Genomic DNA, 14745 nt, shown 5'->3' on the forward strand with positions numbered 1-14745 from the left:
GGTGGGGACAGGACCTCGGCCGCAGGCCGGCGCGAGGCTATCGGACTGCGGCCTAGCGCAGCGTGTCCTCGCGGGCGACATGCCTTTGCAGGGCACCGGCCCAGCGGGCGGCTGCCACCAGGGCCCACGTGCTCGGGCATCCCACCAGGACCAGCAAAGTCAGCGCGGGGAAATTGCCCCCACCGGCGAAGTGCACCCAGAACAGGTGGACGAGCATCCCCAGACACACCAGCACAGCGCCGGACACCCCGCCTGCCGCGATCCACAGGGCAGCAGCCGCCCGGCCGTAATCGCAGCGCGCATCCCGGATCCGGCCCAGCGCGAACCATACCGCGCCGATTGCCACCACCACGCAGAGGTGGGCGGCCTCGGCGGCGGCCAGATAGGGCACGCGCAGCTGCGCGGCCTCGGGATTGGAGAATGCCACATCACCGGCCAGACCCGGCAGCAGAGCTGCAGTGCCCAACAGCACCAGGACGCCTAAGACCGACAACATCTGGGCCGCGGTGATCAGCTGGGACTTCGCACGCCATGCGATCAGCGCTGTACTCTGCTCTTCCATGCTTCAAGCCTGCACAGCGCGCGCCCGCGCGGCATCCCCCGCGCGGAGGAATCACGGGTGATCAGGACCGGAGTGCCGTGACACTCGGCCCAGCACCCTCAGGACACATACCCGTATTCCAGAGCGCGGACCACCAGTTGCGCCAGATTGCCGGCGTACAGTTTGCGACGCAGCGCCTTCGTGTGGCTCTTGGCCGTGGCCACGGAGATGAACAGGTCCTCCGCTATCTGCGCGTACCCCTTGCCCCGCACCACCTCCTTGAGGACTGCGAGTTCCGCTGCGGTCGGCTCCTCGGGCACGACAGGTGCCGCACCCTGGTCGCCGAACCGCGAGACCCCGGTCCGACAGGGCTCCCCGGCCCGATGGGGCTCCCCCATCAGCCGCGGGTCGCCGGCCACCAGCAGATCATCGACCAGGCCACACAGCAGACGGGGCTCATCGCCGCCGGCACCGGTACCGGCCCCGCCCGCCGCCAACACCGCGGTGCGCACGGCCTCGTCGCGCGCGGCCTTGCCGATCACCCCCAGAGCGCCCGCCTCAATCGCGCGGACCAGCTGCGGGCCGGGCGCCTCGGCGGTGATCACCAGGATCCGGGCGGCGGGGTCCTCGCCCCGGATCGCCTTGATCGCGTCGATGCCATTGACCTCCCCGGGCATCCGCAGATCCATCAGCGTCACCGAGGGGCGGTGGGCGCGGTGGGCGCGGTGGGCGGCCACGGCCTCGGCGCCGGAGTGCACGGGCGGCAGAACGAGCAGCTCGGGCTCGCCGGCCAGGGCGCGGGCCAAGCCACGGGTGGCCCAATGGTCGTCATCGGCGATCAACACGCTGAGCATGGACATCCCCTCAGCCCATCACAGACCGGTGCCGCGCGCATCCCCCGAACGGGCGAGATCTGCTCGACGTGCAAGATCCGCACCGCCCGCGGGTTCGCCGGCCGACCCGAGCGGCAGGACCACCGTCACCGTGTACTCGCAGCCGCCGGCACCGGGTACTACCTCGACCGCACACGTCCCACCCAGGGCCGCGGCCCGCCCGGCGACGGTACGGGGTCGACTGCCCAAGGCCTCGGCCGCACAGGGATTAGCGGCCCGGATCAGCAGTCCGGCGGCCGGCCCCGCGCGCCCGACCTCCACCCGGCCGGTGCGCTTGCCGTTCGTCTTCGCATCGCTCGTCTCCGTGCCGGGTACCTCCGTACTGTGTGGCTCCGCGCCGCTTGCCGAAGTGCCGTGCCGGATCATATTCGTCACCAGTTCCTGCACGATCCGGATCACCTCCGCCGCGAGCGCATGGGGAATGGCTTGAGGCAGCTCGCCGACCACGATGCGCAGTTTGAAGCCCGAGGCCTCTGCCGCACCCTCCATCGCGCGGGCTCCGCGCTCCAGGGCCCGGGCGAACTCCGCGGCGGCCCAGGCCTCGGACTCAGCTTCGGGCCCGGATTGGTCGGGCGTGGGACCGCCGATGCCGTATCCCGTTCCCGCGCGCAGCTTGGCCAGCAGCAGGCGGAGTTCCTGCACCGTGCGCGCGTTGATCAACGCCAGTTCCACCAGGTCTGCGGTGTCGCGGCCTGTTTCGCGCGCCTCGGCGATGAGGTGTCTGATCACCAGGGATTCGGTCGTCAGGCCGTGCGTCACGGAGTCGTGGGTATCCATCGCCGCCTGCAGGCGCACCCGGTCGAGCTCCCGCTGATGGGCCAGGGCATCGGCCTCGCGGGCCCGGGCGTCGCGCTCGATCCTGGCGTCCATAATGCACACGCCCCAGGCGAACAGGGCGCCGACGGCCAGCGTGCCCAGGAAGGATGCCAGGTCCTGCGCAATATGGTGTTCGGCCGGCACCCGTCCGAATACCGCGGTCAGCGCCAGGCCGCACACGGCCAAGACCCCGGCGCTCCACCAGCGTTTGAAGGACAACAGCAGCACTGCGCACATCGTGACGACATCGAGGAGGGGGCTGACGAGGTGCGGCCAGGCCAGGGCGAAACCCACCGCCGCCACACCGGCCGCGCATCCTCCGGCCAAGGGGGCGAACCCGGCGCAGATCAACAGCGCCGAGGCCAGGATCCGCAGCGCGGTGGGGACGGGATCCGTCGGCAGGGCTCCGGTGGGGGCTGGCTCGGGCAGGGGCGTGCCGGGCGCCATGGTCAGCACCGAGGCCAGACCACTGTTCGGCAGCACCGCGAGCGCAATGGCCAGCCCCAGGAGCAGCAGCCTGATCGGCAAGTCGACCGCACGCGGGCCGCGGATGAAGTGCCAGAGGGGCTGGGCGGCCACGCGATGCGGTGCCGGATGGGTCACGATCGGCCTCCTGCGGCAGGGCGCTTCCCTGCGTCTTTCCTCATATATCGTACGACTCGATGCGTGGGGTTCGCGGGAATCGGCTGCCCCGGCCGCCCGTGTCCGAGCCCCCGACTACTCTTGGGATAAGGACCACCTCAGTACAACGGTAGATCGGAGCGCGAGGCCCCATGCCCTCCCAACACCATTCCGGCCCAGGCGGCACCCCGCACGGCCCGGCCGGCCAACCGAAGGCCCAGCGCCAGGGCGGCGGGCATCCGGGCAATGCCAGCCCGGGCGGCGGGGCGGGTGAGCGCCCGCACAGCGGGAACCCCGGCCATCCGGGAGGGCGTCCCGGTGGCAAGGCGGACCCGGCGGGGCTCGCCGCGGTCAAGGGTGCCGTTCCGCGCGGGGGTCTGTGGATCTCGGCGGGCCTGGCGTGGCTGGCCAGCGCGGCGACCGCGCTGCTGTTCTGGCAGGTGGGCACTGCGATCGATCAGGCCGGCACCGTGCGGCCCGGAACCCTGACCGCTCTCATCATCCTGGCGGTGCTCGCCGCGGCCGCGGTGACCGCCGGAGACTGGTATTCGGCCTGGGCCGGCGCGCAGACGGAGCGCAAACTGCGGCAGGCGATCCTGGGCCGGGTGTTCCAACGCGGCCCGGTGGCGGCCTCGGGCAGGGCGGGCGAGCTGTTGTCCCTGTCCACGCACGCGGTAGAGAAGACCGCGAACTATCGCGCAGGCTTCCTGGGCCCCATGTTGGGCGCCATGAGCACCCCACTGCTGGTCCTGGCCCTCATGGCGGTCTTCGTCGACCCGGTGACCGCCGGCTGGCTGGTCCTGCTGATCATCCTGGTACCACTGGCCGTGGGCGCCTTCCAGCGCCTGGTCAAGCCGATCGGCGCGAATTACCGCAGGTCACAGGGCCGCTTGACCGCAGCGTTCCTGGAGGCCGTAGAGAATCTGGGCACCCTGGTCTACGCGCGCGCAGCGGATCGGACCGCCGCCGATCTGGCCGCGGCCGGGGACTCCCACCGCCGGTCCATTATGAAACTGCTGGCGGGCAATCAGCTGCTCATCTTCGTCGTCGACGCCGCATTCAGCCTGAGCATCACGGTCGCGGCGACCGCACTGGCCACCGCACGCCTGGCCGGCGGGCAGATCGGCCCGGGACAGGCCCTGGCGATCGTGCTGCTGACCGTGCTGGTCATCGGGCCCGTCGACATCATCGGCCAGTTCTTCTACATCGGGATCGCCGGGCGCGCCTCCCAGCGGCAGATCGCGGACCATCTGGCCCCGGATGCGGTGGCCGGGGCCGCTGCCCGAAGCGGTGCGCAGGGCCGGCAGGCCGAGGTGGCCGAGGCCGGGGACAACAGTTTCAGCCACAGCGGCTCCGGTGCCACCGCAGCGGAGACCGGCTCCGTAGCCGGCGAGGTGGCCCCGGCCGCCCTCGAACTGCGCGATGTGACCGGCGGCTGGAAGACCGGCCGGCCCGTGATCGCACACGCGAACCTGCGCATCGAACCCGGCGAGCAGGTCGCGCTGGTCGGCCCCAGCGGCGCCGGCAAGTCCACGATCAGCGCCTTGTTGCAGGCCCAGCTCACCCCGGAGTCCGGGCAGGTGCTCATCGCGGGCGCCGACACCCGGACCACCGATCCCGCGGGCATCCGGGCCCGGCTGACCGTCGTCGAACAGGCCCCCTATCTGTTCGAGGGGTCCATTGCGGACAACCTGCGCCTGGCCCGGCCGGGCGCACCCGAGGACGCCCTGTGGACCGCGCTGGACACCGTCGGCCTGTCCACCGAGGTCCGCGCCATGCCGCGCGGTCTGGACGAACCCGTTGGCGCGCGCGGACAGTCCCTGTCCGGCGGACAGGCGCAACGCCTGGCGATCGCGCGCGCTGCCCTGCGACAGGCGGCTCCGGGTGCTGGTGTTGGCGCTGGTGCCAGTACGGGTGCGGGTGCACGCTCGGGTGCCGGATCGCAGGCCGGCAACGCTTCCGGTGACATCCTGATCCTCGACGAACCGACTTCCCAGGTCGGGCTGGCTGCCGAGGCACAGGTGCTCGACGCCCTGGACCGCCTGGTCGCAGGGCGCACCGTGCTCATGATCGCGCACCGGCCGGCTGCGATCCGCGCCGCCGACCGCGTCATCGACATCCGCGATATCCAGGCCGGGACCCCGGCCGGTCCGACTGATCCGACCGGCTCAACCGGTTCCACACACGGCGACACGACCACGGAACCCACCGACGGACAGGAGACCCGCGTATGAGCGCCCAGACAGACGGGGCCGCGCTTGCGGGCGGCGCTGGGGCGCCGTCCTCGCGACCCGCGGTTACGGCACAGCACTCCACCCGGATGTTCCTGACCCGCTGGCTGGTCTCCCATACGCGCCGGCTGGTGCCGATCCTGGGCGTGTCGGTGCTCGCGCGGATCGGCGATCAACTGGCCGGCATCGCACTGTGGGTCACCGCCGTGTTCGCCCTGCAGCGCGCGGTCGCCGCCGGGACCCAGATCCGGACCGGGGCCTCGAGCGCGCCGGCGGAGCTGCACCTGGGCATCATCGTCGTGGTGCTCGTCTGCATCGCGCTGCTCAAGGCATTCCTGCGCTATCTGGAGCACTATGCGGGCCACTGGGTCGCGTTCACCGCTCTGCAACGGCTGCGCGAACTATTCTTCGCCTGCCTGGTCCCGCAGGCACCGGCGGCCACCACGGGCCGCGGGGCCGCGGAACTCACCGGTCGGGCGACCCGCGACATCGACCGGATCGAGGTGTTCTTCGCCCACACCTTCCCGCCGGCGGTCACCGCCTTCGTCGTGCCCGCCATCGCGCTGCTCTGGCTGGGCGGCGCGGTCGCCTGGCCGCTGGCCGGGGTGCTCGCGGTGTTCACCGTGGCGATCCTGCTGGTCTCGCTGGGCTCGGGCGGATCCTCATGGGCCTCCGCCCGGCGGATCGCCGCCGACCGGGGCCGGGTCACCGCTCATCTGGGCGACGATCTGGGCGGCCTGCGCGAGGCCCTGGCCTACGAAGCCGACGGGGCCCGTCTGGCGGGCTTGGACTCCGCCGACGCCGTTCTGGTGCGGCAGCGGGCCCGTGCCGGCAGGTCCGGCGCGATCCGGGCCGGGATCATCCGGCTGTTGGAGTTGGGCCAGATCGTGGCGCTGGTGGTGTGCGCAGCGCTGGTGCCGGGGGCCTCGGGCGAAACAGCCGACGGGGTGACCGGAAGCGGCTCCATCGGCCCGCTCGCCCTGGCGCTGGCGGTGGCGATCGGCCTGTGGGCACCCACCAGGGGAATCGCCGACTTCGTCGATGGCCTGGACGAGTCCTTCGCCGCGGCCGCCCGCGTCTACACCGTGTGCGAGGCCGCGCCCACCGTGCGCGACTCACCGCGCACCGTGCCGCAGAGCTCACCGGGCACCCGGCCGCGTGGCGCCGAGGCACCGGGGGAATCCGCCGATTCCGGCCGAACCACGACGGTTTCCGGCCACTCTCCGGAGCACGCCACAACCCCCGCCGTGGCCTTCGAGCATGTGACCTTCCGGTACGCGCCGGAGGACCCGGCGGCGCTGACGGACGTCTCCTTCACCGTCGCCCCCGGGTCCTGGACCTACCTGTTGGGGGTTTCGGGTTCGGGGAAGTCGACCTCGGCGGATCTGCTGTTGCGCGGCTGGGATCCGCAGTCCGGCTCGGTCCGCCTGGCCGGCGCCGACATCCGCGGCCTGCCACTCGACGAGTTGCGCCGCCGGGTGGCCCTGGTCCCCCAGTCCCCCGCGCTGGTCACCGGGACCCTGGCGGACAATCTGCGCCTGGGCGCACCCGACGCCACCACCGACGAGCTCCGCCTGGCACTGCGCATCGCGGATCTGGGCACGTGGGCCGAGGGCCTCGAAGCCGGACTGGACACCCCCGTCAAGGGTCGTGGCAGGGCCCTGTCAGGTGGCCAGTTGCAGCGCCTGGCGCTGGCCCGCGCGCTGGTCGCCGGGCCCCAGGTCCTCGTCCTCGACGAGGCCCTGAGCCAGTTGGACGCCGCCGGCGCCGAGCGGGTGCGCGATGCACTGCGCACCGCGGCGGGGTCAGGGCCCACCGGCCGGTTCACGGTCCTGGAGATCACGCACCGCACGGATCTGGTGCCCGATGCGGCACCCGTGGTGGTCCTCGATGCCGGCCGGGTCCTCGAACGCGGGACGGCCGGCGCACTGCGGGCAATACCGGAATCGGCCTTCAATCGTTTGGCGGCCAGGGGCTGAGCGCGCAGGAGTAGTGCGCAGAAGCCGGACGGGTCCGAGGCCGGAACCATGCGCGCCCACTCGAGCCGCGCCGGCCAGGCTCAGGACAGTGCGAGCAGCAGGGAGAAGACCAGGTAGAAGAGCACGACCGACCACAGGAACACCCGCTCCAGCAGTCCTGTGATGCTGTGCAGCTTGCGTAATTTGCGCAGCACCAGGCTCGCGCAGAAGGCGATCAGCCCGATCAGGGCCACGATGTGCAGGGCCGAGAGCACAGGGTTTCCGGTGAGCCCGGCGATCCGGTCCATGGGCGAGTACGCGGCGGCGAAGTTCACGATCGCCAGCCCATAGTGCACAAGGCCCTGGACGCCCAAGGGCCGGCCCTTCTCCGGAATCGGCGCGGCCAGCATGAGCAGCGGGGTGACCGCGGCGATCAGCAGCAGAACGGCGCACGGGATCCGGTAGTCCCACTCGGGCAGTCCGAACAGCACGGTGGCCGCGGTCGACACCCAGGCCAGGGCCGTGCACACGCTCATCACCGTGTACAGGCGGCCGGTGGGCCCATTGGCGTAGTCACTGACGGTGTCGCCCACCAGGTGCCGCGGAGCGCGCATCGTGTGGAGCACGGCGAAGATGACGACGCGGGCCACCCACAGGGCCAGGGTGATGGCGGCCAGGGGCACGGGGACGTGGATCGGGGTGGCCGCACCCAGTGCGGCTGTGATCGTCGAGCTGGTTTCCATCGCGTGTTCTCCCTTTCATCGGGTTCGCAGCGGGCTCCTTGCGGCCGGTGCCGAGGTTCGGCGGCCCCGAGGTCCGTCATCGCCGGCTGCGCGAACCCCGGCTATGCGCCCGGATCCTCGAGTAGTTCGGCGGTGATCCGCTGCAGTCTGTCGGCCAGATCCTGCGGGTCCTGGCCTGCGGCCCGCACGACGTCGTCGAAAGAGCGCCCCAGTACCGCGGTGGCCCGCTCCTGCACATCGGTCCCCCGCGCGGTCAACCGCAGGGCCTTGGCCCGTCCCGCCCCCTCCACCTTCGCGTCGACGACAAGTCCTGCGGCGCCGAGCGAGCGCACCAGTCCGCTCATCGCGGCCTCGGTCACGCGCAGTGATGCCGCCACCTGTTTCGAGGCCACCCCGGGGTGCTCGGCGATGATCGTGAGCGCCACATACTTGCGCATCGTCAGATCGAAGGGGCGCAGTTTGGCGCCGGCCTGTTCGTCCATCGTCATGACGAGGTCGTGGAGGACATACGCGAGATCGGGCATAGAAGTAACTTAACTACTTAAGTTACTATCCGTCAAGACCCTGCTCCGTGTTGTTGGGCAGGGGGAGAGGTCTGGTCGAGGAGGTGTGCGGGGAGTGGGGAGCACGGTGCGCGCGCCGGCTCACAGGGCCTCAGCCCGCAGAACCTCGGCTCAGAGGCCGGCCGCGCTCAGAGGACCTCGCGGTTCCGCTCGCCGCGGGCGCGCTTGATGCGGCTGATCACCCACGGGATGACGACTGGCAGCACGCTGACGATCACGATGAGGATCGCCCAGATGTCCACATGATCACGGATGATGGCGATCGAGCCCAGGAAGTGCCCGGCCAGCGGCAGCAGGGCACCCCAGCCGATCGCTCCGGCCACATTCCAACCCACGAAGCGCTTATACGGATAGGCCGCGATCCCCACCGCCAGCGGGGTGAAGGTGCGCACCAGTGGAACGAATCGGGCCAGAATCAGGGACTTGCCGCCGTGGCGGGCGAAGAAGTCCTCGGCGGCCTGCAGGCGCACCGTGTTCAGCACCCGGGCGTCCGGTTTGAAGAAGCGGCGGCCGAACTTGCGGCCCAGCAGGTAGCCCACCTGATCGCCCAGGAAGGCGGCGATCCAGGCCGTGACGATGACGGCCCAGATGTGGATGCCCATACTGGGCGCCAGCATGCCGGCGACGAACAGCAGGGAGTCCCCTGGCAGGAACGGGAAGAGCACGCCCGACTCGATGAAGACGATGAGCGCGACGACGCCCAGCATCCACGGGCCCGCGGCCTCGAGCAGGGGGCCGGGGTCGAGCAGACCGGAGGCCTCGATGGACGCCCCCTGGAGGGAGTCGGCCGCCTGAGGCAGGGCGCTAAGGACGTCGAACATGCGGAGGTTCCTCACTCATCGGTATCAACGCGCGCCTACAGCGGCACGCGCCGGGATCAACGCATTACATTGTCGCGGATGTGTCTGGGCCCGTTCTCAGGGGCGCCCGCAACCGGCCCACTCAGCCCAGGGCGCGAGCCCCGTTGACGATGACCATGATCGCCCCGCAGAAGGCCAGGATCATACTGACCGTCCGCCCCAGCCTCGGACCCATATAGCGGGCCAGATAATTGCCCGCCAGAGTACCGGCCACCAGAGCCACCAGGACCTCGGCCCATTCGAGCAGACTCATCGCCGGCCAGCGCCACAACATGGCCACGGCCGCAACTGCGGTGACGACGAAGAAGAACTGCACACTGGTGGCGAACTTCCGGTGGTCCCAGCGCGAGGCGTTGGAATAGGCGATGACCGCGGGCCCGCCCACGCCGCCCACCGCCTGCATCAGCCCGCCCAGCAGACCGGCGCCGATCCGCCCGCCTCCGGAGTCCAGCCACGCCATCCGCGATCCGAACAGGCTGATGATCAGGGCCACGACCATGAGTGAGCCGGAGGCGATCTGCATCGGCGGCGCGGGCAGGAAGTGCATCATGAGCGCACCGGGGACGATCCCGACGATCGCGGCCAGCGTGATGGGGCCGATTTTGCGGTACTCCACGTGCTTGGCGTGCCCGGCGTAGATGAGCAGGGCCGAGAGCCCGCCCAGCAGGCTGGTCGCCACGACCCCGTCCACGGGCCCCAGGTGCAGGATGATGAAGGGCGCGCAGATGAGCGCGAAGCCGATGCCGGTGGCGCGTTGGATGACGGATCCGACGAGCACCGCGCACAGCATGAGGATGAAGGTAGTGGTCACTTTCCCACGGTATCCGCCTCTGCCCGGCGCCGCCGCACGAGCCGTCTGGCATCTCACATTCCGACCCCGGATCTTGAATTACGGCCAACATAGATACAAGATGTATTTATGAACGATTCGAGGAGGCCCGCCGCGGCCGGGTCGAACACGGGGCGGACCTCGGTCTCGGCCACGGAACGCGCCTACCGCTCCGTCAAGGCCGACATCCTGTCCGGACGCCTGGGCGGCGGCACGATGACCAGCGAGGGCGAGGTCGCCGAAGACCTGGGGATCAGCCGCACCCCCGTGCGCGAGGCCTTCCTGCGCCTGGAGACCGAGGGCTTCCTGGCGCTCTACCCCAAGCGCGGCGCGCTGGTCGTGCCCGTGGCCCCCGGCGAGGCCGAGGAGATCCTCGACGCCAGGCACCTCATCGAAACCCACGCCGCCGGGCGCATCGCCGAACTCCCCCAGGCCCAGCGCACCCGCCTGATCGACGAACTGCACGAACTCATCAGCCGGCAGCGCGAGGCCCACCACGGCGGCGATGTCGCCGAGTACACGGCGGTGGACGCGGAATTTCACCTGGCCATCACCTCGGCCGGGGGAAATACGATCCTGGCGAACTTCGCGCACCTGCTGCGCGACCGCCAACAGCGGGTGACCGCCGGCTCCCTACACGGCCGGCCCGAAACCGCCGAGGCCTTCATTGACTCGCACGAACGTCTGGCCGACCATCTGGCCGCCGGAGACGCCCGCGCATACGCGCAGGAACTGCGCGAACACTTCGATATGGTGCGGAAGGAATTCAAATGACCGCGAAAGCGGCGCAGCCGGGGGCCACACCTCGACAGACGACACCCGGGGAACCGGTGAACAGGGGAACCGGCACACAGGCTGGAACCGGGGCGCCACGGGCCAAGGCACCCGCCGGCCCCGGGGTCAGGGCCTCGTCCTGGCTGGCGGTGGCCGCGACCATGTTCGCGGTGGCATGGGGCGGCAATGAGTTCACCCCATTGCTGGTCATGTACCGCAATTCCGGGGAGTTCTCCCCCGTCGCGGTCGACGGAATGCTGGCCGCCTACGTGTTCGGCATCGTGCCCGCCATGCTGATCGGCGGGCCGCTGTCCGACCGCCACGGCCGCCGTCCCCTGCTACTGCCCGCCGCGCCCGCCGCCCTCATCGGTTCGCTCATCATCGCCCTGACCCCCAACAGCGAAATCGGTATGATCATCGGCCGCATCTTCTGCGGGATCGCCCTGGGCCTGGTGATGGCGATCGGCTCGACCTGGATCAAGGAGCTCTCCGATGCCGCAGGAGCCGGTACGGCCGCCGGCGCCAAGCGCGCATCCATGTCACTGACCCTGGGCTTCCTGGCCGGGGCCGGCGTGGCAGCGGTGCTGGCCCAGTTCGCGCCCCTGCCCCAGCATCTTCCGTACATCCTGCACATGGCCATCACCGTCGTCACCGGACTGTGGCTGCTGAGCGTCCCGGAGACCCGCCGCGCCGGCGTCGCGGGGACCTCGGCGGCGGAGAGCACCGGGACCCGGGGAGCCGCAGCCGGCGCCGACGCGCCCGCCCGGAGGTCACTGTGGCAAGACCTCAAGGTTCCGAAGATGAAGCACAAGCGCTTCCTCCTGGTCGTCCTGCCCGCCGCACCCTGGGTCTTCGGCGCCGCCGCGAGCGCCTACGCAGTGCTGCCCGGCCTGCTGTCGGACTCGGCCGGGAACTACCCGATCGCCTTCGCCGGCCTCATCACCGTCGTCACGCTGGGCTTCGGCGTGGGCATCCAGTCCCTGGGTCCCGTCATCGACACCCGCCGTTCGGCGCGGGCCACCGTGATCGGCATGTGCTGCGTGGTCGCGGGCCTTGCCCTGACGATCCCCGCAGCCAGCACGCTGAGCCTGGCACTGGGGCTGCTGGCAGCGGTCGTGCTGGGCATGGGATACGGCCTGACCCTGGTCTCCGGACTCTCCGAGGTCCAGCGGATCGCCGGACCCGACGATCTGGCCGGCCTCAACGCGGTGTTCTACGCGCTGACCTATGTGGGATTCTTCGTCCCCATGATGCTGGCCTGGGCACACACCTGGCTGAGCTATCCGCAGATGTTCCTCGGCGGCCTGGTGCTGGCGGTCATCTGCCTGGTGATCGTCGCCTGCGCCTGGCGGCGGCATCTGCCCGGCGCCCGCGTCCCCGCCGATGCGAAGTACCTGCAGAACGGTGGAGCGGACGGGGCCGGCGCGCAGGGTGGAGCGAGTGCACCCGAAGCGCCGAACCCCACCGTGGGCGAGGCCGGAGCGGCCTGAGTCGGCGCAGCCCCCGGCCAGGACTCCGGCCAGGACTCCGGCCAGGACTCCGGCCAGGACTCCGGCCAGGACTCCGGCATAGCAAGCGCAGATTCACATTGTGTGCGGATATATCCGCACACAATGTGAATCTGCGCTTGCGTTGCGTTCAGGCGCCGGGTGATGCGTTGATCCGCCCTACGGCCGAGCGCTCTTGCGGACCTTGACGTCCTCGACACAGGTCAAATCGGTCTTGACGATCCGGCCGGCCAGGCCGTGAGCCACGATGTCAGAGGCCGCCCGCTCCTCGGCCTCCAACTGGGCGGCTACATCGGCGTCTGCGGGGTTGTCCTCGTCGACGACCAGCAGGTAGCGGAACTGGTATCCACCCAGGTCGGGCGGGTACATGAACATCCCCTCCGGCGTGAACTGCGCGATCAACATATCGTGATCGTCCTGCTCGGCGCGCAGCTGCTGCCGTTGCTGCTCCGTCAGATCGGTAAAACGACCGCGGACGGTCATGCGGTACGTGCGTTTCATCTTCGTGTGCCTTTCATCGTCGTCTGGTGCGGCCGCAGGGTCCGTCGCGGCCCCGGAGGTCCGTGCGGTCGCGGGGTTCGCGGTCTTCGCTGAGTTCACGGTCTTCGCCGGGTTTGCAGGAGATGTCGGGCTCCCCGCCCATGCGAAGAGCGCCGCTAGATCATCTGCCGCCCGCCGGAACTCGGACCGGCGCAGCGGCAGAGGATGCCCGGGGAGGAAGCGGGAGGCCGTCGCGTCGAGCGCACCGGCAACTGCCACCGCCCTGGTCACGCCGGCCGGCCCGGGCCCCGGATCCACTGCCCTCGGGCCTCCGGAAGCGAAGCCTCCCAGACCAGGACCTTCGGGGCCTCCGGGGGTGGCGCCTCCACATGCGGGGTCACCAGGCCCTGAGCCTCCGGGGGCGGATTCGTCGAACAGCTCGATGAGCGATACCGCGACCGGATCCTGCACAGCGGACACATCGGCCGAGGCCGAGTCAGCGCCCGCCGAGCAACTCGCGCGCACCAGGTACTCGTTCACCGCCGCCCGCGCCGCGATCACCTCGGGGTAGAGGGCCGCGAACCGGAGGAATGCCCGGATGCACGTCCGCAGGCGATCGCCCGGGTTGCCGGGTCCGGCCATCCGGACCTCGTACGCCACCGGCTCCAACAGCTCCGCGATCTCCTGGCGCACGGCAGCGGCCAGTTCCTCCTTCGCGGCGAAGTTCCCGTGCACGGCGCCGCGGCTGAAGCCCGCGTGTTCGGCCACTGCGTTGAGCGATGTGGCCCCGACTCCGTCACGGGCGAAGAGTTCCATGGCCGCATTGATGAGTCGGCGCCGGGTCTGGGCCTGTTGTTCCTTCCGTGTGGGCATCACCCAAGCATATCCAACGATGTTCGGATGTCAACCTGTATCTGAAATTGTCCGAGGGGTCACGCCCGGCACCCCCACGGCTCAGCACCGGTCCGGGCGTCCTTGTCGTGGGCGCTTCCGTATGACATGCGCAAACCTGCAACACCGCTCTGTGTCAAGCTGTGTGGAGTCACTCGGGCTAGTTTCTGACTGCTTCGTGCTCCGGCAGGTTGATACCCACGACGTGGGGCGGCTTCGGAGTCACCGGACGTGACTTGAAGCGTCCCCGGTGTCTCCGGTAGTACTCCTGCAACGCCTGATCCCGGTCATGCCAGCACCGCTGCCATGACCCATCGAACACACTCTCCGGGGTGAACAACGCGATACCGGAATGCCGATGCACAGTGTTGTACCACTGCACGTATCCATCCACATACGCACGAGCGTCCCCCACGGTCTCGAAGATCCGCGGGTACCCGGGCCGATACTTCATCGTCTTGAACGCCGCTTCGGAGAACGGATTGTCATTCGACACATACGGTCGGTTGAACGACGACTCCACCCTGTACCCGGCAAGCAACTCCCGTAATCGGTTCGACGTCATCGCCGACCCGTTATCAGCATGCACGACCTCCGGTGCCCCATACATTCCGATCGCCTCGGTGAACATCTCCACAGCCACCTGGTCGGACTCACACTCCTCGACCCTGTGTCCCACGACCTTCCGCGAGAACACGTCAATGACCTTGTAGGCCTTGAAACGTTTACCCACCCACGGTGAGTACAGGTCCGTAATGTCCCACGACCATGCCTGCCCCGGACGGGTGGCCATGACCTGCGGAGCTTCCCGCCGGCAGCGTTTCTGCTTCGCCCGCGGGAGAACAGGCCGCACCGACTGATCCTCGATCTGCGCAGCGATCCGCCACCACGATCGCCGTGAAGCGAGCATCTGTCAAGCCCCGGGTTTTGTAGAGGCTCCTTTTCTTGGTTTCCTAAGCGGCCGTGGACTCCGTCCCGGACTGGGCGATCCATTCAGAATGGACCTCGACAGGCGGCCGGTAGTCAATCGCCGAATG

General features: G+C 69.9%; 13 protein-coding genes. 4 read left to right on the forward strand and 9 right to left on the reverse strand.

From position 1 onward, the window contains the following. Positions 1-52: 52 nt before the first annotated feature. From NQ034_RS14650 to NQ034_RS14660, 3 genes are all read right to left on the reverse strand, one after another. Positions 53-562: a hypothetical protein gene (locus tag NQ034_RS14650; protein ID WP_257049747.1), complete on the reverse strand. Its 510-nt coding sequence runs from the start codon at positions 560-562 to the stop codon at positions 53-55. 98 nt (positions 563-660) lie between these two features. Continuing rightward, entirely contained in the window at positions 661-1395 is a 735-nt protein-coding gene (locus tag NQ034_RS14655; RefSeq protein WP_257049749.1) for a response regulator transcription factor, read from the reverse strand. Positions 1396-1413: 18 nt separating this feature from the next. Then, entirely contained in the window at positions 1414-2853 is a 1440-nt protein-coding gene (locus tag NQ034_RS14660; protein WP_257049750.1) for a sensor histidine kinase, read from the reverse strand. A 170-nt stretch (positions 2854-3023) separates the two neighbouring features. Here NQ034_RS14660 and NQ034_RS14665 point away from each other — a divergent pair, with 170 nt between their 5' ends. Further along, the gene (locus NQ034_RS14665) at positions 3024-5105 is read left to right on the forward strand and encodes an ATP-binding cassette domain-containing protein (RefSeq protein WP_306428334.1); all 2082 of its coding nucleotides are present in this window, start codon (positions 3024-3026) and stop codon (positions 5103-5105) included. Further along, the gene (locus tag NQ034_RS14670; RefSeq protein ID WP_257049751.1) at positions 5102-7081 is read left to right on the forward strand and encodes an ABC transporter ATP-binding protein; all 1980 of its coding nucleotides are present in this window, start codon (positions 5102-5104) and stop codon (positions 7079-7081) included. Before NQ034_RS14665 ends, NQ034_RS14670 begins: the two co-directional genes overlap by 4 nt. An 80-nt stretch (positions 7082-7161) precedes the next feature. Here NQ034_RS14670 and NQ034_RS14675 read toward each other — a convergent pair whose 3' ends face one another. The 4 genes from NQ034_RS14675 to NQ034_RS14690 all read right to left on the reverse strand — a co-directional run bounded on the left by NQ034_RS14675 (position 7162) and on the right by NQ034_RS14690 (position 10037). After that, positions 7162-7803 (reverse strand): hypothetical protein, encoded by a 642-nt coding sequence (locus NQ034_RS14675; RefSeq protein WP_257049752.1) that lies wholly within the window; start codon positions 7801-7803, stop codon positions 7162-7164. Between the two features lie 101 nt (positions 7804-7904). After that, positions 7905-8327: a MarR family winged helix-turn-helix transcriptional regulator gene (locus NQ034_RS14680; protein ID WP_257049753.1), complete on the reverse strand. Its 423-nt coding sequence runs from the start codon at positions 8325-8327 to the stop codon at positions 7905-7907. Positions 8328-8494: 167 nt separating this feature from the next. Continuing rightward, positions 8495-9187 (reverse strand): DedA family protein, encoded by a 693-nt coding sequence (locus NQ034_RS14685; protein ID WP_257049754.1) that lies wholly within the window; start codon positions 9185-9187, stop codon positions 8495-8497. A 121-nt stretch (positions 9188-9308) separates the two neighbouring features. Then, entirely contained in the window at positions 9309-10037 is a 729-nt protein-coding gene (locus tag NQ034_RS14690) for a sulfite exporter TauE/SafE family protein (RefSeq protein ID WP_257049755.1), read from the reverse strand. 108 nt (positions 10038-10145) lie between these two features. Between NQ034_RS14690 and NQ034_RS14695 the strand changes: the two genes are divergently transcribed. Together NQ034_RS14695 and NQ034_RS14700 are read left to right on the forward strand one after the other, a co-directional pair. Further along, positions 10146-10829 (forward strand): GntR family transcriptional regulator, encoded by a 684-nt coding sequence (locus NQ034_RS14695; RefSeq protein ID WP_257049757.1) that lies wholly within the window; start codon positions 10146-10148, stop codon positions 10827-10829. Beyond that, the gene (locus NQ034_RS14700; RefSeq protein ID WP_257049758.1) at positions 10826-12319 is read left to right on the forward strand and encodes an MFS transporter; all 1494 of its coding nucleotides are present in this window, start codon (positions 10826-10828) and stop codon (positions 12317-12319) included. The genes NQ034_RS14695 and NQ034_RS14700 overlap by 4 nt, the downstream gene beginning before the upstream one ends. 177 nt (positions 12320-12496) lie before the next feature. Here NQ034_RS14700 and NQ034_RS14705 read toward each other — a convergent pair whose 3' ends face one another. Both NQ034_RS14705 and NQ034_RS14710 read right to left on the reverse strand, forming a co-directional pair. Beyond that, entirely contained in the window at positions 12497-13690 is a 1194-nt protein-coding gene (locus NQ034_RS14705) for a DUF6204 family protein (RefSeq protein ID WP_257049759.1), read from the reverse strand. A gap of 178 nt (positions 13691-13868) precedes the next feature. Next, positions 13869-14618, reverse strand: coding sequence for a DDE-type integrase/transposase/recombinase (locus tag NQ034_RS14710; protein WP_306428335.1), 750 nt, complete (start codon positions 14616-14618; stop codon positions 13869-13871). Positions 14619-14745: the final 127 nt, after the last annotated feature.

The organism is Brevibacterium moorei (genome assembly GCF_024580735.1).
Taxonomy (GTDB): domain Bacteria; phylum Actinomycetota; class Actinomycetes; order Actinomycetales; family Brevibacteriaceae; genus Brevibacterium; species Brevibacterium moorei.

Excerpts from the sequence above, each read along its gene's own strand:
- NQ034_RS14650 (WP_257049747.1), bottom strand. The coding sequence starts at position 562 with ATGGAAGAGCAGAGTACAGCGCTGATCGCATGGCGTGCGAAGTCCCAG.
- NQ034_RS14655 (WP_257049749.1), bottom strand. The coding sequence starts at position 1,395 with ATGCTCAGCGTGTTGATCGCCGATGACGACCATTGGGCCACCCGTGGC.
- NQ034_RS14665 (WP_306428334.1), top strand. The coding sequence starts at position 3,024 with ATGCCCTCCCAACACCATTCCGGCCCAGGCGGCACCCCGCACGGCCCG.
- NQ034_RS14670 (WP_257049751.1), top strand. The coding sequence starts at position 5,102 with ATGAGCGCCCAGACAGACGGGGCCGCGCTTGCGGGCGGCGCTGGGGCG.
- NQ034_RS14675 (WP_257049752.1), bottom strand. The coding sequence starts at position 7,803 with ATGGAAACCAGCTCGACGATCACAGCCGCACTGGGTGCGGCCACCCCG.
- NQ034_RS14680 (WP_257049753.1), bottom strand. The coding sequence starts at position 8,327 with ATGCCCGATCTCGCGTATGTCCTCCACGACCTCGTCATGACGATGGAC.
- NQ034_RS14685 (WP_257049754.1), bottom strand. The coding sequence starts at position 9,187 with ATGTTCGACGTCCTTAGCGCCCTGCCTCAGGCGGCCGACTCCCTCCAG.
- NQ034_RS14695 (WP_257049757.1), top strand. The coding sequence starts at position 10,146 with ATGAACGATTCGAGGAGGCCCGCCGCGGCCGGGTCGAACACGGGGCGG.
- NQ034_RS14700 (WP_257049758.1), top strand. The coding sequence starts at position 10,826 with ATGACCGCGAAAGCGGCGCAGCCGGGGGCCACACCTCGACAGACGACA.
- NQ034_RS14705 (WP_257049759.1), bottom strand. The coding sequence starts at position 13,690 with ATGCCCACACGGAAGGAACAACAGGCCCAGACCCGGCGCCGACTCATC.
- NQ034_RS14710 (WP_306428335.1), bottom strand. The coding sequence starts at position 14,618 with ATGCTCGCTTCACGGCGATCGTGGTGGCGGATCGCTGCGCAGATCGAG.